At 69.8% G+C, this 23710-nt stretch carries 21 protein-coding genes and 1 pseudogene; 12 read left to right on the top strand and 10 right to left on the bottom strand.

All coding sequences use genetic code 11. The annotated features are described in order from the left end of the window. The first annotated feature begins 13 nt into the window (after positions 1 to 13). The 7 genes and pseudogenes from SPR02S_RS27480 to SPR02S_RS27455 all read left to right on the top strand — a co-directional run bounded on the left by SPR02S_RS27480 (position 14) and on the right by SPR02S_RS27455 (position 8610). Positions 14 to 1039, top strand: coding sequence for a zinc-dependent alcohol dehydrogenase (locus SPR02S_RS27480; RefSeq protein WP_019060225.1), 1026 nt, complete (start codon positions 14 to 16; stop codon positions 1037 to 1039). Positions 1040 to 1044: 5 nt separating this feature from the next. Then, a complete protein-coding gene (locus SPR02S_RS27475) occupies positions 1045 to 1920 on the top strand; it encodes a universal stress protein (protein WP_043258535.1) in 876 nt (291 codons plus the stop codon). 89 nt (positions 1921 to 2009) lie between these two features. Then, positions 2010 to 4418, top strand: coding sequence for a phosphoketolase family protein (locus tag SPR02S_RS27470; RefSeq protein ID WP_019060223.1), 2409 nt, complete (start codon positions 2010 to 2012; stop codon positions 4416 to 4418). A gap of 47 nt (positions 4419 to 4465) precedes the next feature. Continuing rightward, entirely contained in the window at positions 4466 to 5479 is a 1014-nt protein-coding gene (gene gap / locus SPR02S_RS27465) for a type I glyceraldehyde-3-phosphate dehydrogenase (protein ID WP_019060222.1), read from the top strand. A gap of 25 nt (positions 5480 to 5504) precedes the next feature. Next, positions 5505 to 5627, top strand: a pseudogene (locus SPR02S_RS60495) (universal stress protein); the annotation flags it as partial. A gap of 90 nt (positions 5628 to 5717) precedes the next feature. Further along, positions 5718 to 7445, top strand: a complete 1728-nt coding sequence (locus tag SPR02S_RS27460) for a GAF domain-containing sensor histidine kinase (protein ID WP_019060221.1) — start codon at positions 5718 to 5720, stop codon at positions 7443 to 7445. 346 nt (positions 7446 to 7791) lie between these two features. Continuing rightward, positions 7792 to 8610, top strand: coding sequence for a universal stress protein (locus tag SPR02S_RS27455; protein ID WP_026150912.1), 819 nt, complete (start codon positions 7792 to 7794; stop codon positions 8608 to 8610). Positions 8611 to 8800: 190 nt separating this feature from the next. Here the strand turns inward: SPR02S_RS27455 and SPR02S_RS27450 are convergent, their stop codons facing one another. The 3 genes from SPR02S_RS27450 to SPR02S_RS27440 all read right to left on the bottom strand — a co-directional run bounded on the left by SPR02S_RS27450 (position 8801) and on the right by SPR02S_RS27440 (position 12811). Beyond that, entirely contained in the window at positions 8801 to 10339 is a 1539-nt protein-coding gene (locus tag SPR02S_RS27450; protein ID WP_106437019.1) for a hypothetical protein, read from the bottom strand. 166 nt (positions 10340 to 10505) lie between these two features. Next, positions 10506 to 11195, bottom strand: coding sequence for an HAD family hydrolase (locus SPR02S_RS27445; protein WP_019060218.1), 690 nt, complete (start codon positions 11193 to 11195; stop codon positions 10506 to 10508). Between the two features lie 98 nt (positions 11196 to 11293). Further along, a complete protein-coding gene (locus tag SPR02S_RS27440) occupies positions 11294 to 12811 on the bottom strand; it encodes a hypothetical protein (protein ID WP_019060217.1) in 1518 nt (505 codons plus the stop codon). Positions 12812 to 12950: 139 nt separating this feature from the next. Here SPR02S_RS27440 and SPR02S_RS66205 point away from each other — a divergent pair, with 139 nt between their 5' ends. Beyond that, positions 12951 to 13202, top strand: a complete 252-nt coding sequence (locus tag SPR02S_RS66205; protein WP_158697884.1) for a transposase — start codon at positions 12951 to 12953, stop codon at positions 13200 to 13202. Between the two features lie 579 nt (positions 13203 to 13781). Here SPR02S_RS66205 and SPR02S_RS27435 read toward each other — a convergent pair. Continuing rightward, positions 13782 to 14081: a hypothetical protein gene (locus tag SPR02S_RS27435; RefSeq protein ID WP_019060216.1), complete on the bottom strand. Its 300-nt coding sequence runs from the start codon at positions 14079 to 14081 to the stop codon at positions 13782 to 13784. Between SPR02S_RS27435 and SPR02S_RS27430 the strand changes: the two genes are divergently transcribed. Continuing rightward, positions 14053 to 14484: a hypothetical protein gene (locus tag SPR02S_RS27430; protein WP_019060215.1), complete on the top strand. Its 432-nt coding sequence runs from the start codon at positions 14053 to 14055 to the stop codon at positions 14482 to 14484. The genes SPR02S_RS27435 and SPR02S_RS27430 overlap by 29 nt on opposite strands. Before the next feature lie 523 nt (positions 14485 to 15007). Here SPR02S_RS27430 and SPR02S_RS27425 read toward each other — a convergent pair. The 6 genes from SPR02S_RS27425 to SPR02S_RS60485 all read right to left on the bottom strand — a co-directional run bounded on the left by SPR02S_RS27425 (position 15008) and on the right by SPR02S_RS60485 (position 19745). Further along, positions 15008 to 15346, bottom strand: a complete 339-nt coding sequence (locus SPR02S_RS27425; RefSeq protein ID WP_026150911.1) for an XRE family transcriptional regulator — start codon at positions 15344 to 15346, stop codon at positions 15008 to 15010. Positions 15347 to 15645: 299 nt separating this feature from the next. Continuing rightward, positions 15646 to 16800 (bottom strand): hypothetical protein, encoded by a 1155-nt coding sequence (locus SPR02S_RS27420; RefSeq protein ID WP_026150910.1) that lies wholly within the window; start codon positions 16798 to 16800, stop codon positions 15646 to 15648. After that, positions 16797 to 17276, bottom strand: a complete 480-nt coding sequence (locus SPR02S_RS59045; protein WP_019060213.1) for an effector-associated constant component EACC1 — start codon at positions 17274 to 17276, stop codon at positions 16797 to 16799. Before SPR02S_RS59045 ends, SPR02S_RS27420 begins: the two co-directional genes overlap by 4 nt. After that, positions 17273 to 18493 carry a hypothetical protein gene (locus tag SPR02S_RS27410; RefSeq protein WP_043258527.1) on the bottom strand — a complete coding sequence of 407 codons (1221 nt, stop codon included), beginning with the start codon at positions 18491 to 18493 and terminating at the stop codon, positions 17273 to 17275. Before SPR02S_RS27410 ends, SPR02S_RS59045 begins: the two co-directional genes overlap by 4 nt. A 2-nt stretch (positions 18494 to 18495) precedes the next feature. Beyond that, positions 18496 to 19380, bottom strand: a complete 885-nt coding sequence (locus SPR02S_RS27405) for a hypothetical protein (protein ID WP_019060211.1) — start codon at positions 19378 to 19380, stop codon at positions 18496 to 18498. Next, the gene (locus tag SPR02S_RS60485; protein WP_158697883.1) at positions 19302 to 19745 is read right to left on the bottom strand and encodes a transposase; all 444 of its coding nucleotides are present in this window, start codon (positions 19743 to 19745) and stop codon (positions 19302 to 19304) included. Before SPR02S_RS60485 ends, SPR02S_RS27405 begins: the two co-directional genes overlap by 79 nt. 143 nt (positions 19746 to 19888) lie before the next feature. On the opposite strand from SPR02S_RS60485, the gene SPR02S_RS56470 reads away from it, so the two are divergent. From SPR02S_RS56470 to SPR02S_RS27395, 3 genes are read left to right on the top strand one after another with little or no spacing between them, the layout of a single operon-like run. After that, on the top strand, positions 19889 to 21511 hold the full coding sequence (locus SPR02S_RS56470; RefSeq protein WP_078623010.1) for an IS4 family transposase: 1623 nt from the start codon (positions 19889 to 19891) through the stop codon (positions 21509 to 21511). Continuing rightward, on the top strand, positions 21438 to 21881 hold the full coding sequence (locus tag SPR02S_RS66200; protein ID WP_373283340.1) for a CU044_2847 family protein: 444 nt from the start codon (positions 21438 to 21440) through the stop codon (positions 21879 to 21881). The genes SPR02S_RS56470 and SPR02S_RS66200 overlap by 74 nt, the downstream gene beginning before the upstream one ends. Continuing rightward, positions 21848 to 23503 carry a S1 family peptidase gene (locus SPR02S_RS27395; RefSeq protein ID WP_078623009.1) on the top strand — a complete coding sequence of 552 codons (1656 nt, stop codon included), beginning with the start codon at positions 21848 to 21850 and terminating at the stop codon, positions 23501 to 23503. The genes SPR02S_RS66200 and SPR02S_RS27395 overlap by 34 nt, the downstream gene beginning before the upstream one ends. The last annotated feature ends 207 nt before the right edge of the window (positions 23504 to 23710 follow it).

Genomic DNA, 23710 nt, shown 5'->3' with positions numbered 1-23710 from the left:
AGGAGCAGCAGTCATGAAGGCAGCAGTCGTACGAGCCTTCGGTGAACCCCTGGTCATGGAGGACCGCCCCGACCCCGAGCCCGGCCCCGGCCAGGTCCGCGTGCGTGTCGAGGCGTCCGGGCTGTGCCACACCGACATCCACGCCGCACACGGCGACTGGCCGGTCAAGCCCAGCCCGCCCTTCGTCCCCGGCCACGAGGGCGTCGGCCTGGTCGAGCAGCTCGGCGACGGCGTCACCCATCTGGCCGTCGGACAGCGGGTCGCGGTGCCGTGGCTCGGCAAGGCCTGCGGGCGGTGCGAGCACTGCCTGTCCGGCTGGGAGACGCTGTGCGAGCAGCAGATCAACACCGGCTACGGCTGTGACGGCGGGTACGCGGAGAAGATGCTGGCCTGGGCCGACTTCGCCCAGCCGGTGCCCGACGGCGTGAGCGCGATCGACGCCGCCCCGCTGACCTGCGCGGGCGTCACGACGTACAGGGCGCTCAAGGTCGCCGGCGTGCGGCCCGCGCAGCTCGTCGCCATCTCCGGTGTCGGCGGGCTCGGCCACCTGGCGGTGCAGTACGCGAAGATCGCGGGGGCGACGGTCGCGGCGATCGACGTCACCGACGAGAAGCTCGAACTCGCCACCGCGCTCGGCGCCGACCTCGTCATCGACGCCCGCAAGGACGACGTAGGAGAAGTCCTCAAGCGGCACGGCGGCGCGCACGCAGCCATCGCGCTCGCCGTGAACGAGGGCGCGTTCGCCGCCGTCAACTCCGGCCTGCGGCGCGGCGGGAAGCTCGTCATGGTCGCCCTGCCCGCGCACGGCAGCATCCAGGTCCCGATCTTCGACACCGTGCTGAACGGCACCTCGGTGATCGGCTCGATCGTCGGCACCCGGCAGGATCTCGCCGAGGTGTTCCAGCTGCACGCCGCCGGACACACCAAGGTCATCTCCGAGACCCGCCCGCTGGCCTCCGTCAACGAGTCCATCGACGAGGTGCTGCGCGGCGAGGTCAAGGCCCGGATCGTGTTCGACCTCCTCGGTGCGGGGCGGTGACCACGATGACAACACTCCCCGTGGTCGTGGGCGTGGACGGTTCCGAGCCGAGTCTGCGGGCCGTCGACTGGGCGGCCGACGAGGCCGCCGTGCGCGGACTCCCTCTGCGGCTGGTGTACGCGTCACTGTGGGAGCGGTACGAGGGCACCTCGCTCTCCGAAGACCTCGCCAAGCCCGACGAGCAGGTGAGGGCCGAGGACATCGTCGACAACGCCGCACGCCGGGCACGCCGCCGCCAACCCGAACTCGACGTGCGCGTCGAGGTGTTGGTGGAGGAACCCGAGTACGCGTTGGTGCGGGAGAGCCGCGACGCCTCGATGCTGGTGACGGGCACCCGCGGCCGCAGCGGTATCGCCGAGGCGCTGCTGGGCTCGGTGAGCCTGATCGTGGCCGGGCACGCGCAGTGCCCGATGATCGTCGTCCGCGGCGACCACGACAACCGGGCCCGGACCGGAACGCACGGCCGCGTCGTCGTCGGCGTAGGAGCGAAGCCGGCGGGCTCGGCGGCGGTGCGCTTCGCCTTCGAGGAGGCGCGGCGACGCGGAGCGGCGGTGGACGTCGTACGGGCCTGGCGCTGGCCCGCGCACGAGACCACCGACCATCCCCTGATGTCCGGCGAACCGGCCCGGCTGCACGAGCAGCAGGCGGTCGAGGCGCTGGACGCGGCGCTTCGGGACGCCCCCGCCGACGTCGAGTCACGCCGCCGTACGGTCGAGGGCCCCACCCGGGCCGTGCTCGTGGACGCCTCGCGCGACGCCGACCTCCTGATCGTCGGAGCCAGGCGCCGCCCCGGGCACTACGGCCTCCAACTGGGCCGCGTGGCCCACGGAGTGCTGCACCACTCCACCTGCCCGGTGGCCGTCGTGCCCGAGCACGCGTGAGCACGATCGTCCTCAACTCCGCCTGCTGACGCAGTAGTTCCGCCTCCGACGCCCCCGTTGAACCACGCCGATGACTTCCGGAGCCCCCGATGAACAAGGCCGAAAACCTGGACGCGACCGCCCTGTCCGAACTCTCCGAACTCTCCGAACTCTCCGACGACGAACTGCGCACCCTGGACGCCCATTGGCGGGCCGCCAACTACCTTGCCGCGGGCCAGATCTACCTGATGGCGAACGCGCGGCTCACCGAGCCCCTGAAGCCGGAGCACATCAAGCCGCGGCTGCTGGGCCACTGGGGTACCTCGCCCGGTCTCAACCTCGTGTACACCCACCTCAACCGGGTGATCAAGGCGCGCGGCCTGGACGCGCTGTGCGTGTGGGGACCCGGCCACGGCGGCCCGTCCGTGCTCGCCAACTCCTGGCTGGAGGGCAGCTACAGCGACACCTACCCGGACGTCTCGCGCGACGGGGCCGGCATGGAGCGGCTGTTCAAGCAGTTCTCCTTCCCCGGCGGCGTGCCGAGCCATGTGGCGCCGGAGACCCCCGGCTCGATCCACGAGGGCGGCGAGCTCGGCTACTCCCTCGCGCACGCCTACGGCGCCGCCTTCGACCACCCGGACCTGCTGGTCGCGTGCGTGATCGGCGACGGCGAGGCGGAGACCGGCCCGCTGGCCGCCGCCTGGCACTCCAACAAGTTCCTCGACCCGGTCCACGACGGCGCGGTCCTGCCGATCCTGCACCTCAACGGCTACAAGATCGCCAACCCGACGGTCCTGTCCCGCCTCCCCGAGTCCGAACTCGACGAGCTGCTGCGCGGCTACGGCCACGACCCGATCCACGTCACCGGCGACGACCCGCTCAAGGTGCACCGCGCCATGGCCGCCGCGTTCGACGACGCGCTGGACCGCATCGCCGTGATGCAGCAGTCCGCCCGTGCGGACGGCGTGAGCGAGCGGGTGCACTGGCCGATGATCGTGCTGCGTACGCCCAAGGGCTGGACCGGTCCCGCCGAGGTCGACGGCGTCCCGGTCGAGGGCACCTGGCGCGCCCACCAGGTCCCGCTGTCCGAGGTACGCGAAAACCCGGAGCATCTACGGCAGTTGGAGGCGTGGCTGCGCTCGTACCACCCGGAGCAGCTGTTCGGCCCGGACGGCCGACCCGTCGCGGACGTCCTCGCCTGCGTCCCCGAGGGCACCAAGCGCCTCGGCTCCAGCCCGTACGCCAACGGCGGTCTCCTCGTCCGCGATCTGCCGATCCCGTCCCTGGACCGTTTCGCCGTCCCCGTCGAGAAGCCGGGCAGCACCCTGCACGAGCCGACCCGCGTCCTCGGCGACCTCCTCGAACAGGTCATGCACGACACCGCGGCGAGCCGCGACTTCCGCCTCGTGGGCCCGGACGAGACCGCTTCCAACCGCCTCCAGGCCGTCTTCAACGCCAGTGGCAAGGCCTGGCAGGCGGGGTTCCTGCCGGTCGACGAACACCTGGACCGGCACGGCCGGGTGATGGAGATCCTCTCCGAACACACCTGCCAGGGCTGGCTGGAGGGCTATCTGCTGACCGGCCGGCACGGACTGTTCTCCTGCTACGAGGCCTTCGTGCACATCGTCGACTCGATGGTCAATCAGCACATCAAGTGGCTGAAGACGTCGCGGGAGTTGGCGTGGCGGGCGCCGATCGCCTCCCTCAACTACCTTCTGACGTCGCATGTTTGGCGCCAGGACCACAACGGCTTCTCGCACCAGGACCCCGGCTTCGTCGACCACGTCCTCAACAAGAGCCCCGAAGTCGTCCGGGTCTACCTCCCGCCGGACGCCAACACCCTTCTCTCGGTGGCCGATCACGTCCTGCGCAGCCGCGACTACGTCAACGTGGTCGTCGCCGGCAAGCAGCCCTGCTTCGACTGGCTCTCCCTGGACCAGGCCCGCTCCCACTGCGCGCGCGGCGCCGGGATCTGGGAGTGGGCGGGCACCGAGAACGGCGGCGAACCCGATGTCGTCCTCGCCTGCGCCGGTGACGTCCCCACCCTGGAGGTCCTGGCCGCCGCCCAGCTGCTGCGCCGCCACCTGCCCGACCTCGCCGTCCGCGTCGTCAACGTCGTCGACATGACGCGGCTCATGCCGCGCGACGAACACCCGCACGGCATGGGCGACTTCGAGTACGACGGCCTGTTCACCACCGACAGGCCGGTCATCTTCGCCTACCACGGCTACCCGTGGCTCATCCACCGCCTCGCCTACCGCCGCACCGGCCACGCCAACCTGCACGTGCGCGGCTACAAGGAGTCCGGCACCACGACCACCCCGTTCGACATGGTCGTCCGCAACGACCTCGACCGCTACCGCCTGGTCATGGACGTCATCGACCGCGTCCCCCACCTCGCCGTCCGCGCCGCAGCCGTACGCCAGCAGATGGCCGACGCCCGCACCCGCCACCACGCCTGGATCCGCGAACACGGCACCGACCTCCCCGAGGTCGCCGACTGGACCTGGAACGCCTGACCTCCCCGACCCCGTAAATCCCCTGCTCCGCAAAGGAGTTCACCGTCATGACCGTACGTGTCGGCATCAACGGCTTCGGCCGGATCGGCCGCACCTATCTGCGCGCGGCACTCGACCGCGCCGAGGCGGGCACCCAGGACGTCGAGGTGGTCGCGATCAACGACATCACCTCGCCCGCCACCCTGGCCCATCTCCTGGAGTACGACTCGACGTTCGGGCGCATCGGACGCGAGGTGAGCCACGACGACAGCTCGATCACCGTCGACGGCCGGCGCATCGCCATCAGCGCCGAACGCGATCCGGCCGCCCTGCACTGGTCCGACTACGGCGCCGACATCGTCATCGAGTCCACCGGCCGCTTCCGCGACCGCGACTCCGCCGCCCTGCACCTGAAGGCGGGCGCCCACACCGTGCTGCTGTCCGCCCCGGGCAGGAACGCGGACGCCACCATCGTGATGGGCGTCAACGACACGACGTACGACCGGCACCGCGACCGGATCGTCTCGGCCGCGTCCTGCACCACCAACTGCGTGGCCCCGATGGTGAAGGTGCTGCACGAGACCTTCGGCATCGAGCGCGGCATGATGACCACCATCCACGGCTACACCAACGACCAGTCCCTCCTCGACGCCCCGCACAAGGACCTGCGCCGGGCCCGCTCGGCCGCCCTGAGCATCATCCCCACCAGCACGGGTGCCGCGCGCGCCGTGGGCCTGGTGCTGCCGGAGCTGGCCGGCGCCCTGGACGGCATCGCCGTGCGCGTGCCCGTGGAGGACGGCTCGCTCACCGACCTCGCCGTCGTCCTGAACCGCGAGACGACGGCCGAGGAGGTCAACGCGGCCTTCGCCGAGGCGGCGGACGGCCCGCTCAACGGCATCATCCGCGTGACGAAGGCCCCGATCGTCTCCCGCGACGTCATCGGCGACCCCGCGTCCTGCGTCTTCGACCCCGCCCTCACCCAGGCGAGCGGCACCCTGGTCAAGGTCTTCGGCTGGTACGACAACGAGTGGGGCTACACCAACCGCCTCCTCGACCTGACGGCACTGGTCGCCGACGACTGACACATCCCGAGAGGCCACCCGGGAGGCCTCCGCGGTGGTCGTCGGGTCGCCTCGATCGCGCGGGCGGCACAGCGGCCACCTGAGCCCGGTCGCGCACACCCTCCTGCACCACTCGCACTGCCCCGTGGTCCTCGTCCCCATGGGCTGATCGGAAGCCGATTCCATACCGCCGCGCGTTGCGCGCCGGTAGCGTGACCTGTGTCCGGAGCCGCCGGTGCCCAGGCCCGAGGAGACACAGGTGGGAAGCCCCGAAGAGGCCCGTGAGGCCCGCGTACGGCTGCCGCAGCTGAAGCTGGACGAGTTGCTGGAGGAGCTCCAGGCGCGGCTGGACGCGGCCCGCGGCACCCGCGACCGGGTGCACAGCCTGCTGGAGGCGGTGCTCTCCGTCGGCCGGGAACTGGACCTGGAGCAGGTCCTGCACAGCATCGTCGAGGCCGCCGCGGTGCTCGTGGACGCCGAGTACGGGGCGCTCGGCGTGATCGGCCCCGACGGCACGCGGCTGTCCGCCTTCCACACGGTCGGGGTCACCGAGGAGCAGATCGCCCGCATCGGCCCGTATCCGGAGGGCCACGGCATCCTCGGCGAGCTGATCCGCCACCCCGAGCCGCTGCGCCTCGTGAAGCTCTCCGAACACCAGGCCTCGTACGGCTTCCCGCCCAACCACCCGCCGATGAACACCTTCCTCGGGGTCCCCATCCGGGTACGCGACCAGATCTTCGGCAACCTGTACCTGACCGAGAAGCGGGCCGGAGCGCACTTCGACGACGAGGACGAGTCGGTCCTGTCCACCCTGGCCGTGGCGGCCGGCGTCGCGATCGACAACGCCCGCCTGTACGAGGAGTCCCGGCTGCGGGAACGCTGGCTGCGGGCGAACGCGGAGATCACCCACAGCCTGATGTCCGGCGACTCCCGCACCAAGGTCCTCGCCCTGATCGCCGAGCGGGCCGGCGAGATCACGGGCTCCGCCCTCGCGGCGGTCGCCCTGCCGATGGAGGACACCGGGTCGCTGGCCGTGGAGATCGCCGTCGGTATGGACGCCGAGGCCCACAAAGGACTCGTACTCCCCATGGACCGCAGCCTGATGGGCCTGGCATTCTCCGGCGCCACTCCGGTCACCAGCCCGGACGTCGGCCACGACGGACGCATCACCCTGGAACCACCCCGCTTCGGAGGACTCGGCCCCGCCGTGGCCGTACCCATCGGCACCGGCGAGGCGGGCGTGCGCGGCGTCGTCCTCCTGGCGCGTGAAACCGGGCGGCAGCCGTTCACGGCGACGGAGACCGAGACCCTGCAGGCCTTCGCCGCGCAGGCGGCCATCGCGATGGAACTGGCCGAACGCCGCCTGGACGCACAGGAGATCGCGGTGCTCCAAGACCGCGACCGTATCGCCCGCGACCTGCACGACCTCGCCATCCAACGGCTCTTCGCCACCGGCATGACCCTCCAGAGCACGAGCCGGTTCATCGACCACCCCGAAGCGGCCGAACGTGTCGTCCGCGCGGTGGACGACCTCGACGAGACCATCAAGATCATCAGGTCGACGATCTTCGGACTGCGCTCACGGGGAGGCACCGGCGGGGACGGCCTGCGGGCACGGGTGATGCGCGCCGTGGGCGAGGCGGCTCCGGTGCTGGGCTTCGCGCCGAGCGTGCGGATGGAGGGACTGGTGGAGACCCGGGTGCCGCGCGAGACCGCCGACCACCTGGTGGCCGTACTCTCCGAGGCCCTCACCAACATCGCCCGGCACGCTCACGCCGGCCGTGCCGACATCTCCCTCACCGCCGACTCCCACCAGGTCCGTCTGACGGTCACCGACAACGGCTGCGGCATTCCGGCGGACGGCCGCCGCAGCGGGCTGCGGAACATCGCGGAGCGGGCCGAACAGCTGGGCGGGGAGCTGGAGTTGGGCAGTCCCGACGGCGGCGGCAGCACGGTGGTGTGGCGGGTGCCGGTACCGACGGAGTGACCGGACGCCCCTCGCACCCCAGTCGTCCCGTTCCTGACCCTCCGCCCTCCACCCCTCCTTGCTGCTCCTCCGTCCGCTGCCGCTCCTTACCACTCCTCCGTCCGCTGCCCCTCCGTCTCCTGCCGTGGCAGGGAGCCGAGTCAGGGCCGGACGGCACGCTTCGGGTACCCGTCCGGCCCTGTCGGGTGCGCGGCGCCGGGGAAAGTCTGAGTCCCGGGGAGCAAGCCGGGTGCTGCCGGGCCGACACCGCGAGGTCACGGATCCGGCAGCACCCGGTCGCCCGCCGGCGAACGCCGCGCGAGGCGCCCGAGGTTCCGAGACGACGTGTGGTGAAGGGAGGACCGTCATGAGCGGCCCGGTCGTAGTGGGAGTCAATGGCTCGCAGTCAGGCATGGCCTCGGTGGAGGCCGCGGCGCACGAGGCCGATCGCAGCGGGGTGGAACTCCGGTTGGCGTACGCCTATGAGTGGCCGACAGCCCAGGTGTCGCCCGGTGTTCCGCCCTGGGACCGGAGTGGAGCGGGGGCGTGCCGTGTGGTGAAGGGCGCGTTGACCGAGGCCGAGCGATGGGCCGTCGGTGCCGCGCCCCAACTCCGCGTGACGCACGAGGTCTTGATGGGTTCCCCCGTGGCGGTGCTGGAGTCCGCATCCCGAGAGGCGTCCCTCCTCGTGGTCGGCGGCCGTCCGCCGGGCGGGGCCGGGTCGCTGCGACGTGGCTCGGTCGCCGGGCAGTTGGCGGCCCACGGACGTACGCCGATGCTGGTGGTACGCGGCAGGCCGGACCCGGCCGGTCCCGTCGTGCTGGTCGGCGGCCACGCACAGGAGGTCCGGGAGGCGGTGGAGTTCGCCTACGCCGAGGCGGCGGCGCGTGACACGGACCTGGTCGTGCTGGAGAGGACGACCGCGTGGCACGGCCGGTCGCACGACGCCTTCGCCGAAGCCCTGTCCGTGCAGAGCGGTAAGCACCCGGACGTCACCACACACCGTGCCCGCGCCCGAGGCGGGCTCAGCCGGGCGCTCGTCGAGGCGAGCACCCGGGCCCAGCTGATCGTCGTCGGTACGCGAGGCCGGGGCCGCCGGACAGGTGCGCTGCCGACCCCGGTCGGCATGGTGGCCCTGCACCGCGCGGACTGTCCTGTCGCCGTGATCCACTCGGCGGAGAGGTGACCTCAGCGACGGCACGGTTCTCCAGCACCGTGCGGGCACGAGTGGAATTCAGTGGCTCGCCCAACTCCTCGCGGGCGCGGGGTTGGTCCCGTCAACATGGTTGGCAAGTCCCGCTCCGGCAACTGCTCCCCGCACCCGCGGGGTTGGTCGGGCTACTGACGAAATGCGGTTCGCGAGGTGACGGAATGCCTCATCGACCGCTGACGCCCTGCAGCCGTGACCTCCGCGCCGCCAGGAACACCAGCGCGCCGCCCGCCACCAGCAGGACGGCGATGCCCGCCCGCAGCAGGACTCCGTCCGCGCCCGTGGCGGCGAGCCCGCCGCCGGTCGTCGTCCCGCCGCTGGTTCCCGCCCCGGAGCCGGACGGGCTCGCGGTGGCCGTGGCCGACGGGGACGCGGACGCCGATGCGGATGCACTGGGCGACGGGCTGGACGTCGCCGAGCCGGTGGCCTTCACCGTGACCGCAGCGGTGTCGTTCGCCGCGTCGTCGTCACGATTGGGGTACTCGGGGTTCTCCACCGCCCGGACGCTGCCCCGCGCGTCGGGGACGACCTTGTCGATCCGCACCGTGAACTCCTGGGTCACGGAGTCGCCCGGCCCGAAGTCCGTGCTGGCGATGTCGCAGGTGTAGCTCTTCGCGCCGGCCTTGCCCGGTGTGCAGCTCCACAGCGGCCCGGGGTCGCCCTGCTCGCCGGGGCCGGGGGCGCCGGTGATCGTGGTGCCGGCGGGCGGGGTCACCACGAACGTGCCGGAGTTGTCGGCATCCCCCCACCGGAAGTCCATCCGGCCCGGACCGTTGTTCCGCACGCCCACGGTGATGCTCACCGTCTCGCCGACCTTGCCCTCGACCGTGTCACCGAGCGCCTGGTAGTCGGCGTGCTGGGTGGTGGCGAAGGTGCCGTACCCGGAGCCGGTGAATCCGGAGCCGGAGGCGACGGACTTCAGGCCGAGCGGCGCGCCGGTGCCGGTGTCGGGGAAGTCGGACGGGTCGAAGGAGTCGGGCGCGCTGCCGCCGACCGGCCACGCGAGGTAGGTGTTGTAGCCGTACATCGTGTCCTTGGAGGCGGTGTAGCGCAGCGGCGCGTCCGTCTCGTAGGCCGCGCCGGGCGCGACCGGGGTGTCGAACCGGCACCAGGCGCCGATGTCGGACTGGTCCGAGTAGTGGCAGTTGGAGTGGTCACGGGCCAGAGAGACGCCGTCCGAGTCCTGCGCCCACAGCATGACGCCCTTGTCGGCGGGGGCTGCGCCGGTGTCGGCGAAGGCCGGGATGCGCTCGAAGACGGCGCCGGGCGCGATGCCCTTCAGCGCCGGGTAGGGCCGGGCGACGAGCTTGGGCCCGCCGACCAGGACGTCCGTCTTCCCCGTCACGGTGGCCGCGTCGGAGGCGGTGGCGGTGTAGGTGATGGCACCGGTGTCGCCCGCCTTGGCGGCCGCGGTGGGCTTCAGGAAGAACGGGTCGATCGACTCCTTGCCCGACAACGGGCCCACGTCGCACCTCACCTTCAGGGTGCCGGTGCTCACGCAGTCCCCCGTGACCTCCATCGTCGCCTTCCCCGCGAGGGACGACGCGTCGACCGCGACCGAGACGTCATGGGCGTCCCCGCCCGAGGCGGTGATGCCGAGGTTCAGGTTCGGGCCCTCGCCCTCAGTAGGGAGGTAGTAGTTCTCCTGGGCGTCCAGGACGAGCGTCGTTCCGGCGGCGTGCGCGGCCGGGGTCGCGACCGCCATGACGGCGGCCACGAAAGCGGCAGCCGCCGCTCTTCGCCATGTTCTACGTATCGTCAGCACACTACGTGGACACGCCAGAACACCGGAGGGTTGTGCCCGAGGGCTGGACGGCGTTCGGTCGCCGGGCCCTCATCATCGGGCCGAAGGTCGCCCCGGTCGGGCCATGTCAGAGGAGCTGGAGCACCTCGGCCAGCGCGCCGGGACGCTGGTCAACGGGCAGGGGATCGACCAGGTGGACCCGGCATCCCAGCGTGGCGGCTCCGACGTCCGCGACAGGCTCGTCGCCCACCATGAGTGCGTCGCCGGGCGCCACTCCGAGCTGGTCGCACGCCATCTGGAAGATCCGGGGATCGGGCTTCTTCACCCCGCGCTCGAAGGAGAGGAAGTAGGCGTCCACGAGGTCATCGACACCGTGGTCGCGGAAGACGGGGCGCATGTCCCAGCCGATGTTGCTGACGACAGCGACCGGGATGCCTCGCCCGCGCAGGGCGCGGAGGGTCTCCTCGGTGTCGGGATAAGGCAGCCATGCCCCGGGCACCTGGGAACGTTCATACAGGGCGTCGGCCAGGTCGGCCGCCGGCGGTTTCGCTTCCCGGGCAAGGGCTGTGAAGGCGGCCCGGTGTCGTTCGGCGGTCAGATCACGCTCCCGCCACAGCGCCTCCAGATGGGGCGGCACCTTGCGCGGAGGAACCCCTCCGGGCTGGGCCCCGAACTCTTCCAACCGGCTGACGCACGCGTCGAGTTCACCCTCGGGCACGTCCAGACCGGCCTTCGTCGCCACCGCGCGCAACCACTGCGCGGCCGATTCGATCCGGAAGAGGGTCCCGGAGAAGTCGAACATCACACCCTTGATCATGCAGCCGATCCTGGCGGCGCCGACGAGCCGCCCGCAAGCCCCGGACGATCAGGATCTGGTGCGCCTGCAGTGAGCGGTCGACCCGGCGGGCGGGGCGCTCACCGCAGGCACACCAGATCGGACAGCACGGCAGGCGGCAGGGACGGGTTGGCTGCGGCGGCTTCCGCTACTTGCCGGTCCGCGTCGGCGAGCAGCTCTACGACGACCGGTGGCGGGAGCGCCGGATGGCCGGCGGCCACGGGTCTCGCCTGTCTGTCCGCGAGGCAGACGAGCAGCGCCGAGGCCGTTGCCCCGCGATGTCGGGCAACCGCACGGAACACCTTCTGCACCGTTGGTTCGTGCCGGACCAGTTCCTCCAGCAGTGCCGGGGGCGCGTCCGGGTTGGTCGCCACCTTGGCCAGGACACGGACGCCGTGTCGGTCGACCATGGCGCGCAACTGCGCTTCGGTGAGACCGGGGTGCGGAGCGAGGGCCTTGACCACCTTCGCGTCGGGGTCGTCGGCCAGCCGGTCGCGTATCCCGCTTGGCAGATTGCGTAGTTGGGCCACGAGCATGCGGGCAGCCGGGTCCGGTGACTTGGCCAGTTCTTCGACCTCGGCGGGGGAAGAGGCGGCGATACGGGGCAGCAGGGTGTTGCCGATCTTGGCAGTTCGGGCCAGGTGGGTGAGCACGTCGAGCGGCACGCGGGGATGGTGGGCAAGCCCGCGGCGCACGTCGGGGTCACGGTCACCGGCCAGCGCACGGATCAGGGCATCGTCGATCGCGGGATTCTCGGCAAGGTCGGCGCGGACACCGGGAGCGGGGTCCGAGGCGAGCCGTGCACACGCCTGCCGGGGCAGGTCCTGGCGGGCGGCGAGCGCCCAGCGCAACAGCATCGACGGATGGTCCACGAAGCCGACGACGGCTTCGACGGGGGTGGCAGGGTTACGCAGTGCCGCCTCCCGCATGGCATGGACGGTGGACTCGTGGGAGCCGTCGCAGGAGGCGCCCGGCGGTAGATCGCAGTCGAGCCGTGGGCAGTGCCGATCGTGAACGAAGGGAATCTCCTCGCGGTCACAGACCAGGCAGCGTCGCGCCGCAGGCAGCCCTTCTGCGGTCACCAACGCCGCCAGTACGGCGGGGGGCGTCGCCTCGTTGCCCGCCACCATGCGGCGTACCTCGGCGTGCGGATGGACGGCGAGCCTCGCGGCCACGTCGGGGGTGGTCCACAACGCGAGTTCGGCGACGACACGTACGTCCGGGTCCACCGCGAGCGTGTCCACCACATCGGACGGGAGGCCGGGGCAGGCTGCCAGCTTCTCCCGGCGCTCACGGACCGGGTCCGCCGCGAGGAGACGCGCCCACTCCGGGCGGCCGACACCGTGGTCGAGCAGGGCGAGGGCGGCATCCGGCCAGACAGCGGGATCGACATCGGCGGCGGTCAGCCGCCCCGCGTACGCGAGCCGCACCGCGCTCCCGCCGACGCGCTCGGCCAACGCGACCGCCTGTGCGCGGCTGAGGTCCGCGCGACAGGCGAGGTCCGTGGCGATGTCGTCGTCCGCGATGGTTATCAGCCGGTCGACCAGCTCGGACGACAGGGCTGGATTGGCGGCGAGCCCGCACAGGATGTGATGCACGGAGGCATCCTGCCCGGAGTGTGAATGATGAGTTCGGGATTTTCTGACACCAACGAGCCGGCGGGACGCCAGGACAGGTGCTCAGCGCGATACCTGGCGAAAGAAGCGCTCAGTCACAGCCGGGGCATCATTGCCGCTTGTGGGTGTCGATCTGTCGCAGCGGCTGGTTCTTGATGGTCTATGGAAGCTGGTCGCTCCGTTGTTGCCGTCGCTCAACTCCCGTCCGCAGGGCAGCGGGACCGCTCCGTGTGACGAGCGGGCTGCGTTCACGGCAGTCGTGCATGTGCTGACCAGCGGGTGCGCCTGGCGGCATCTGCCGGAGACGTTCGGTGTGTCTCGCGGGCGACGGCGCATCGCCGGTTCACCGCGTGGACCCGAGGCATACCGTTGACGACTCTCTCCTGCTGCGGTTGCCGGCCTGTTGGTTGTGTCGGTGGCTACTTCATGTCGAGCACGTATTCGCAGTGCACCTTCTGGGTGTACTTGGTGCTGCCTTGCGTGTAGTTCACGCGGCAGCCGCTGAGGTGCTTCTTGATGCCCTGCTGGTAGTGATCGCCCCCATCGGAGACAGCTCCCTCACCTCGTCCCCGGTGGCTCGAACACCCGTCGATGGCACCACAGTCCCGGCTTCGCCAGGTCCTCGAAGCACAGCAGAACGAGACGGTGATCCCCCTCGGCCTCCGCAATCCGCCGAAGTCGCGCGGCGATCCGCTCGGGCCCGAGCTGGTCGAGGTCGGCCCGGCATGCCGCCGTAAATTCAGGCTCAGGCTGGGAAAGGCAGTCCCGACGCGGCACGCCCTCCCGCACCGAGTGAGTGAGGGAGGGAGGGAGGGAGGGAGGGAGTAAGGGAGCTTGAAGCGGACCCCGCCCAGGGTGATGCGCACCGACACCCCCTGTGGATGCCGGAACGCCTGGAACCGGTTCGTGAAGAGGGTAAGCAAGCTGCGTCCCGTGGGTTGCACATCATGCGTCAACGCCCGGAATGGTCCGGGCGTTGACTGTTGAAGGAGCTGAGGGAACCGGCATCCGGCTCCCTCAACCCTCTGGTCGTCTTCTGCTCTGCGGCCTCTTGCTGGACCTCAACGGCCGCCTTGTTGAAGTCGGTCCGCATGGCGCGCTGGATGCCCTGGGCCTTGCTCAGCAGGTTCCACACCTGCAGCACCTGGCTGTGGATCTTGCCGACGGCGCGCACGTAGCGGTCGAGGTCGTCGCCGAGGACGACGGCCAGGTCCTCGGGCTTCTTGGCACCCAGTTCCTCCGTACACACCACGCTGGAGCTCCCCGGCACCATCTGGCAGGACGACCTCGCCGTCCTCTTCGCCCACGGCGCACGACAGCCCGACAACACGTGGGCCGTCGGCGCACAGCCCCGGCCGGACGCTGAGCTCCTGGGCATGGTCACGCTCGTCGGCCGGGGCCAGAAGGACGCCGCCAACGCGGCCGTGCGATGGATACGCGAGCACTGCGCCGCGAACGACCTGGAGCTGGTCCGGGTCGAGAACTTCAACGACCGCCACCCCGAGGAGCAGCGGCCGGACTTCTCGCTCACGCGCTTCACCGTCGGCCGCGCCGAGGATCCCGGACCTGACGGCTGGGAGCTGCCGACAGGTCTACCAACCACCCGGTCCAGGACGGCTCGTGGGGCTGCGAAGAGGCGCCGTAAGGCGGCCTGAGGCAGTCCCTGTCCACCGGATCGTCCCCGCGTCCACTACACGTCCACTGAATCTTGGTCCGAATAGCTGAACGGGTGTCACCACCTTCGAGTGACGGCACCCGTTCCGACGTTTCCGCAGGTAGAAACGGTTCTCCTGGGAGAGGCGAAGGTGGGGCGGGTGGGACTCGAACCCACGGCCGACGGATTATGAGTCCTTTGAGGATCTTGGCGACCCTTGTCGATCAATGCCAATCTTGGCTGTTTTACCAGGTCAGGTGAGGGTTGGCGCCTCGCTCCTTCTCAACCCTTGTCGGTCTTTCCCGATCCTTGTGTCCAACCATCGTCCAGAACGCGTCCCCCGATGGACACGCGCACCTGGTTCAAAGACCCTCTCCCCAGTTGGGGAGAGGGTCTCGAAACCATGCGCGGCGGATTTCCTTACCGACGAGACGATGCTCCCCCTCGTCCCAGGTGGAGCATCGTCCCTGACGAGTTCGTCTGCCGGGCTGCGCATGATCCTGGACCTCAGTCTGTCGATCGGGTCAGCCGAGGGCGTAGCTCTCATCGCCGAAGTCAGCGACGATCTTCAGCTTGCCGCCGAGCGCCTTGACGTAGGCGGCGAGGGTCTCGACCTCGCTGCGCTCCAGTTGCCCCTTCTCGATGCGCGAGACGCGAGGCTGGGTGACGCCCACGGCTTCGGCGACCTGGACCTGTGTGGTGTGCTGCCGCTTCCGCAACTCGGCGAGGCGGTGCACACGGGAGGCCAGGACCATCGCCTGCGCCCCCTTCTGGATCTGGTCCTTTTCGGTATCGGTGAAAGCGAAATCCTCGGCCAGGTCTCCCCAGGAGACGACCTGCGGGTCCTTGAGGTGATCAGTCATCGCGCCCGTCTTCTCCATCGATTCGCTTCAGATGCTCCACGCATGCCTGCTCGCCTGAGGCACAGCGACGCGGTACCAGTCGGACCAGTTGCCCGAACCGGGCTCTACAAGGAAGGTAATGGGCGCCTTGTCCCTGCTTACCTTTCCGGCGTCTGGGCGGCTACGCACAACCAATCGATCTTCCGCGCCGGTTCCTCATGGAAGGCTGTTCCGGCGTGTTCAGCTGTGGCCTGGGGTGTTCAACGACACTCAAGATGCCTGCCTGGGCGGTGAGTTGAGAGCATGCTGTGCGCCGATTCTCATTCCACCGAGAGACGGTCTCGTCCCCCTGGATTAGAAGGCTCCTCAGTGATCCGACGGGCCAGGCGCGCTCGTACCGACTCGAGGCGCTCCACGTGGTCGGGTTCGGCCTCAAGGTCGGTGGCGAGTTCCGTGAGTACCGCCCGCGCGGACTCCGAGTCGCCGGACTCGCCGAGCAGGACGCCCAGAAGCTCCCGGTAGTAGAGGGTGTCGGGGTCGGTCCTGCCCAGGGCTGCCGTCGCGTCGGCGGTCAGTGCCCATACTTCATGGACGGCCTGGGTCAGGTGTCTCGCGGCCCGGCTCCGGTCGTCGAAGTCAGCGGCGCGGCGGCCCGCCTTCCGAGCCAGCAGGGCGAAGTCACGGCGGCAGCACAAGCCGGTGCGGGTGTGGGCGGTGCCGTGCGCGGGGTTCACGGCGAGGGCGAGGTCTGCGCTGTCGTCAACGATCCGCTGGGTAGGGTCGGGACGGGTCGGGTCGGACGCGGGCAGGATGACGGCGAGCCGTCGGTAGAGGGTGCCCAGGCGCAGGTGGCGGCCTTCATCGGGAACGCCGGCGTGCAGGAGGTCCAGCAGACTGCCGGTGAACGCGGTCGGGAGGTCGGGGCGGCCGTCGAGGAAGCCCGCCTGGTAGCCCTCGCCCGCGGCGGTCAGCAGATGCATCCGGGCGGCTTCCGGTGCGTGCAGGGCCAGCCCGGCGAAACAGCAGTCGAGCACAGCGACGCACTGCCGGGCACCGCTCGCGGTCATCGCCGCGAAGACCTCACGGATGGGCAGCGAGGGGCCGTCGCCGCGCCGGGTGGAGAGGGTCGCGGGCAGCGCGAGGCGCAGCTGCCGCTCATCGGCGTCGGCGAAGCCGTGTCCGGCGTAGTAGAAGAGCAGGAGATCCGGCTCCCGCCGGTCCGGAGGAGCGTCGTCCCGGGGCCGGACCAAGGCATCGACGACCTTGTCGGCGTCACGCGGGTCGACGACCGTACGGAGCCCCGCGGGGTACCCGAAGCTCCCCCGCGGGGCAGCAAGCGCGTCATGCAGCGCCAGCACGCTCCGGGCGGCCTGCGGCACGGCGGGCAGCTCGCTCGGGTGGACGTGGGTGGCGGTACCGACGAGCACGGCGAGCGCGTTCTCGGAGGCGGGCCGGAAGGCGGGGGGCGGGGTCACGAGATGGTGGGGGACGCAGGGCCGGGGGCGGAGCCGGGACCGGGCTCAGCACCCGGACCGACACCGGAATCCGGATCCGGTGTCGGTCCGGTCCCGGCTTCGGCCTGCCCCGCCTGCTCGCGCCTCACAAACCGCTCCAACTCCACGAGCACCAGCTCCCGATCGCGCCGGTCGGCCGTGAAGGACCGCGAGGTGCCGTCCGCGAGGGTGACCGCAAAGCTGATGGGGTGGCCGGTCATCCGCTGGCCCAGCCAGTAGCCGAAGGCTCCGACGGCCGCGCTGAGCACCGGCCCCGCGGCGGTGACCAGTTCGACCGCGGTGGCGAGACCGCCGAGCGCACCGGGCGGTGGGGGTTCCTCAACCAGCCGGGTGGACCGGCGCAGCCGTTCGTCCCTGCGCAACCACGCGGCGAGCGACCGGTGCAGCTCGCTCGCCGCTTCCGGGGTTTCGTCGAAGGTGAGGGCGAGGTGGATCACGGGGTCCTTCCTTGCCGAGGCTCGGGCGGCCCGCCGAATCCGGGCGGCGGCAGCGGCAGCCCGGCGGAGGACGGGGGCGGCCCTGCGGGGCGAGTCGGAGTGCCGCCCCGCGGGCCGGCGGCGAAGACGGAGAACAGGGGCAGATGACCACCTGTCTCGGCGGGCAGCCGGAACGCGGCCGACGCCTCGGTGACCATGACCCGGTCGACCAGCATCCGCTCGAAGTCGCCCAGGCCGTACGGGAACTCCTGCTGCCGCACCTGGGGCAGCCACTCGTCGTGCAGATGGGCGAACGCCCGCCAGGCGGCCTGGTGTTCGCCCGGATCCCGGACCGGCCGGACGACGGCCGCCCCGGCCCCGCCCGCCCCGCCGACCGCGGCGGCCAGCACCTGTGCGGCCTGCGCGACGGACGCCAGCGCGGCCGGATCCGCGCAGGCCAGGGCGGTCCGCAGCCGGTATGCGGGGCCGGTGTCCACCACCTGCCGAAGCCGCGCGTAGCGGACCGCGGCCTCCTCCGCGAAGGGCACGGCCGCCTCCTGCCACCCTGTGGCCGGGTTGAACCGGCCGGGCCGTCCCAGCGCCGTGTACTCGACGAGGAGCCGTTCCACCATCGCCGTGTCCTGCTGCCGCCACATCAGCGGTTCGAGCCGTACGCCGAGGCTGAACCGGCCGTCGATCCGGGTGAGTTCGGTCCACAGCGGTTCCCAGGCGACCGGCTCGGCCGTGAGCGCGTCCACGTACAGGCCGTACGGGAAGGCCGCGTCCTTGCGCGGGATTGCGCTCCAGTGCACCCGGGGCCGGATCTCCACCATCCCGGCCGGTTCCCAAGGCCGCAGGGCGTCCATGAGCTGCCCGGCGTCCAGCGGGACGAGCCGGACCGAGCCGGGCAGTCTGCCGAGTTGCTCGCGCAGCAGGTGCGCCCCGGCGCGGGCCGCCTGGGACGTGGGCCCGGCCGCACGCGCCAGCAGCACGCACCCGAGCCGGCCGTCGCCGCGCCCGCTGGGGCCGTACCGCAGTTCCCAGCAGCGGCCGTCCGGGGCCCAGGCCTCGGTGAGCCAGGCCCGCTCCAACTGGACGGCGCGGCGGCGGTGTTCCTCGGCGGGCAGGCCCAGAGCCCCGGAGCCCCGGGCGAGGGTGGGGTCCGGTTCCAGCCGGACCCCGGTGACGCACCAGGCCACCTCCGGTCCGGCCAGGTCGAGGAAGCCGTCCGGGGCCATGGTCACCCCTGCCAGCCCGGTCCGCCCTGAGTGCCACCGCCGTACGGCATCTGGGGCGGGGTGGCCGGCATCTGCGGTACGGCGGCGGGCATCCCGGTGCCCGGCACGCCGTAGCCTCCCTGCACCGGACCGGGGATGCCACTGCCGTACGAAGGCTGTGGCCCGGTGAGCTGGGCGGGCGGGACGAGCGGGGTGGTGTCGGAGAGTGCCACGGCCAGTCCCTCCCGGCACGCGATGTGGGCGGCCTCGCGCAGGGCGCGGGCGCGTTCACTGCGCAGCATCTGCCACTCGACCTGGTTACGGCCCTGGATGCCCTGCATCATGTCGCGGAGGTACTGCCCGATGAACTGGTACCCCCGGCGCGAACGCCACATCATCCAGCCGAGGTACAGGCTGCTGCCGTAGGCGAAGACGGAGATGTAGACGGAGTAGGTGTTCTCCCTGAGGATCATCCGTCCTTCCTGCTCCTCCACCCGCACAGGGTAGCCGCGGGTGTGCAGCACCTGCCGGATGCCGTGATAGACGCTCTCCCGGCGGCCGTACCGCTCGGCGAGCAATACCCGCCACTCGGCGATCGGTTCAGGTACCCGGGCGAAGAGCAGGACGACCCAGAAGAGCGCTACCGACAGGAAACCAGACACCACGAACCAGAGCAGACCCACGATGCCCGCGACGACTAGCAGGAACAGGCCGATCACCGAGCACACCATGTAAAACAGGAATGCGGTCAGAAGCCCCTGGAGCACCAGCCCCACCAGGAATCCGAAATGCGTACTCTCGTTGAGCTGTGTCTCGATCTCCCCGAACTTCAAGGTCTTGTCGAGATAGGCGGCGTTCCCGTCGCCCCCGCGCCAGCCCGGCAGCGGATTGGTGTCTGCCGCGAACATTGGTCGTCCCCCTCGCCGCCCTTGTCCACATATAGACCGTCAGGTTGGCACAGTATTGACCGAAAAGAGCCGGCCAGTTTGGAACCGATAAGCGGAATTTCGGAAATGCGAACATGTGCGCCATTCCGCAGGATTTCCTTCTCCAGCTCATGCCTCGGCAGCCGCTTCAGCCCCTCCCGCTCGACCGGTGTCACCGCGTCACCGTCCCCGCCGATGGTCGCGGGCCGGGCCCTGCGGACCCATTGCCGCAGCGATTCGATGTTTCCCCCGAGCTCCTTGGTGACCGAGCCCACCGACCGGCCGCTGAACAACACCAGCGCGACCGCGTTCCCCTTGAACTCCTTCGGATACCGGGCGGCACCCACCTGGACACTTCCTCCTCGGACCCCGCGACCGATCTTCAAGAGATGTCCATAAATAGGGGCAAAAGCCCAAGGCCGGGTAGTTAGCGTTTTCGCAGGTCACGCAAGTGAGTTGAAGGATTCCCGACACAGAGCAACGGAGCTCGTTGGTACAGGCAGTCGACCAAGACAGCTTGTCCCGAAGGAGCTCCGTTGCCCCGTCATTGTGTCCTGCCGTCTGCGCTGACGGCCATCACCCGAACGGTCACCGTGGCCGCGGGCCGGTTCGCTCTCGGGCATCTGGGGAACTGACCGCCGTCGTGCCCTTTGAGCTGGTGGACGCGGTCCCTGCGGAGACGGGGACGGTGCAGCAGCGGTTGCGTGATCTCCCGTCGCGGGCCGGGGTCTACTTCTTGCTGGCGATGTGCCTGTTCCCCGAGGTCGGCTATCGCCTCGCCTGGGACAAGCTGACCGCGGGTCTGTCCGGGATGCCGGTGGTCTGTCCGTCGGCGAAGGCGTTGCGTGACCTGCGCCGGCGGATCGGCAGCACGCCGGTGCGGGCGTTGTTCGAGGTGCTGGCCGGGTTGCTGGCTCGGCCGACGACGCCCGGAGTGCGTTTCGGTTCGTACCGGACGGTGTCGTTCGACGGCTGCAGTTCGCTTAGGGTCCCCGACTCCGGGCGGAACCGGGCCTGGCTGGGCAGGACTTCGCATCATGGCTATCCGACACTGGAGTTGATGACTTTGGTCGAGACCGGCACCCGGGCTGTGGTCGGCGCGGTGTTCGGTCCCACCGCCGAGGGCGAGACAAGCTACGCGGGCCGGCTGCTACATCTGCTGCGGCCGGACATGCTGGTGCTGTGGGACAAAGGATTCGACAGCAATGCCTTCCTCGCGCAGGTCACCAACACCGGCGCTCAGGTGTTGGGCCGGCTCCGCAGCAACCGACGCACACCGGTCCTCACCCTCCTCGCTGACGGGTCCTATCTGTCGGTGATCGGCACCGTGAAAGTGCGGATCATCGACGTCCAGATTGCCGTGGCCTGCGCGGACGGCACGTCCTTCACCGGGTCCTACCGACTGGTCACGACCCTGACCGACGCCCGCTGTTACCCCGCCACCGCGCTGGTGGGTCTCTATCACCAGCGGTGGGAACACGAATCCGGGTACTACGCACTCCGCCACACGATCATGAACGGGCGCAATCTGCGCTCGGGCGACCTGGCAGGCATCGAGCAGGAGATGTGGTCCCTGCTCACGCTCTACCAGGCTCTACGCACCGTGATGGTCGACGCCGCCGAGTCCCTCCCCGGCACCGACCCGGACCGCTGCAGTTTCAGCATCGCGCTACACACCGCCCGCAACCAGGTGATCCAAGCCAACGGCATCATCACCCCGGACACCGACCGGGACGCTCTCCTCGGCACGGTCGGTATCCGGATTCTGGCCGGCCTGCTCCCGCGCCGGCGGCAACGGGTCAGCACCCGCAAGGTCAAACACGTTTTGAGTGGCACCTTTCCAAGGATGAAGCGATGGAAGGTAGCTAGGCCAGCCGGTGCAATGAATCGCGTCGAGACGCGCGCAAGCGACGGCTTCAGCGACTGCGGCATCCCGTTCTCCCTGCCCATCACATCGAGGGCGGATCGAGCCATGTCGCGAGGGCAGGTGGTGCACGGATCAACAGGCGCCCTCACATGCAACCGAGCGCCGTCCTGGAATGGCAACCGTGCTCCACCCCGCGAAGTCACTAGCGAGGTCAGCACTGGGATTGGAGTTTCGTATGACAGCTAGAACGATCGCTGTTCGGGTTGGTGAGGCGGAGTTGTTGGTGGAAACAGCTCAAGTCAGTGGCACAGAGGAGCTCTCGCGGATCGGTGATGCGACGCAGAGGGTGCAGGATGCCTTCAACCGAGCGCAGACGGCCATCGTGGAGGTAGCAACGTCCACAGCGAGGATGATCGAAGAAACCGGTCGACGCGCAGCCCGGCCGGATGCACTGGAGGTGGAATTTGGACTGCGGTTCAGCGCAGAAGGAAGTCTCATCGTGGCGGGGTCGACCAGTGAGGCCACCCTGCGGGTGAAGCTCACGTACAACCGCACTCCCACTCCGTCCAGCAGTCAGGGTGCATGCTCGGAGCCGACTGCATCGGCAGCTGCATGAGAAGGGCGGAGGTAACCGGTCCGGCGCCGGTACCGGGATACCTCGGGCGGATCTTAGATCTCCACGGAGTGCCCTTCGGGACGTGTTTCCAAGTCGCACCCGGTTGGCTTGTAACCGCGTGGCATGTCCTCAACCATCTGAAGGCGGGGGTGGCCGGGGCACAGATATGCATTGAACCGCTCGTGGGGGGTGACGCCTTTGACGGGGTCGTGGAGACATTTGACATGGACCACGACCTGGCCGTGATCCGTTCCCACAGGGAACTGCCCGCCACAGTGTCCGGATGGCTTCCCACCGACACGCAATCGCCCGGCACTCCCATCGTGATTACCGGGACACCGAAGGTCGACGACAGGCATGAGTACCGGTTCCTTGACGCGTACGGCACGTGCGCAGGCAACGTTCTCCGTGACGGCACGGTCAGCCTGGGCCGAGTCGAGAGCGGAGCTGCTCTTCCCGGCATGAGTGGAGCGCCGGTCCGCCGTGTCCACGATGACCGGGTGATAGGCGTGCTTTCTGCCCGCTACAACAGTCCCGACAAGTGGCTCCGAAATGTGGCCTGGACCACTCGCACTGAGAACCTCGCTCAGTTGCTGGCCGGTGTCCGAGGCGTGCCTGCAGACATGCTGCCGCGACATGACATCGAGTGGATCCTGCAGTCCGAGCCTGACGACGGGGCGATGGCTCTTCAGATAGCCGAGGACATCCGCACGTGGTTCCCAATCCAGGGATGGGGTGGAAAGAACGTCCTGATCGGTCGGAGCAATCATGCCCAGCACGTCGGCCAGACCGGTAAAAAGCCGCTGAAGGCCGCGACTCTGTACGCCGGCCTGGTCCAGGACATGACTCTCATGCACGGCGAAGGGGCCGAGACGTTCGCCATCCGCCACCAGCACGCCTACTGGCTCGGAGAGGCAGGGCACGCGGCCGAAGCAGCATGGCTGTATGAATGCTTGATCCCGAGCCTCATAAGCGCAGCTGGCGCAGACGACGTTACGGTGCTCACCGCGCGAAAGCGTCAGGCCCTTGACATAGCCGCGTCCGGCAATCCGGACCGGGCAGTGGAGCTGTACACGGCTCTGATCCCTGATTTCGATCGGGTGTTGGGAAGAGAACACCCTGACTCCCTGGAAGCCCGCGGTTATCAGGCCCAATGCGTCGGGGCAGCCGGCAAGCCTCAGCGGGCAGCGGAGCTGCTCACCACTCTGGCCGCCTCTTTCACACGAACCCTGGGTTCGACACATGCGGGTACCTTCATCATCAAACGTCTCCAGGACTTCTGGGAAACGGGCAAGGGCAGTGGCGCACCCCTGTCCTGGGCGGACTTCCACCCGTTCTCCGTCAGCTACACGAACGAGCAACCGCAGGAGATCGCACCGGACTGGAGCCCGAAGTGGTCCTCTGTACAGTGGCAGCGGTGTTTCCGCCGCGCTCAGGCGCAACGCCGTATCGGCAGCGATCTGACGGGGGTGCAGTCTTACTCTCTCGCCACCCCAAGGACTCCGGGTAGTGAGAGCGAGGAACTGGACACCTGGCTGATGCAACAGCAGCGTGACTGGGACGAACTCAGCGACGCGCAACAGTGGTTGTTGCAGAAAGTACTCGGAGTCGAGCCCCTCTGAACAGGAACCGGGCGGCGGTTCACCAGCTCATCGCTTTGCTTGCCAGCAATGCAGCCTACGGAAATCTTGGGCACACCGGAGTGCGACCGGGTGGCGACTCCTGACCGTCCGCCAGGAGTCGCCACCCGCCCATCCGACAGACCCTTCCCGCCGCGGTCACCACTCCCGCTGGGCCGACGACGGCCTGCCTGACCTCGAATCACGGCG

This window comes from Streptomyces prunicolor NBRC 13075 (assembly GCF_000367365.1).
Classification (GTDB): domain Bacteria; phylum Actinomycetota; class Actinomycetes; order Streptomycetales; family Streptomycetaceae; genus Streptomyces; species Streptomyces prunicolor.
Note: the sequence above shows the minus strand (reverse complement) of the source record. Positions and strands in the feature narration are given on the sequence as shown.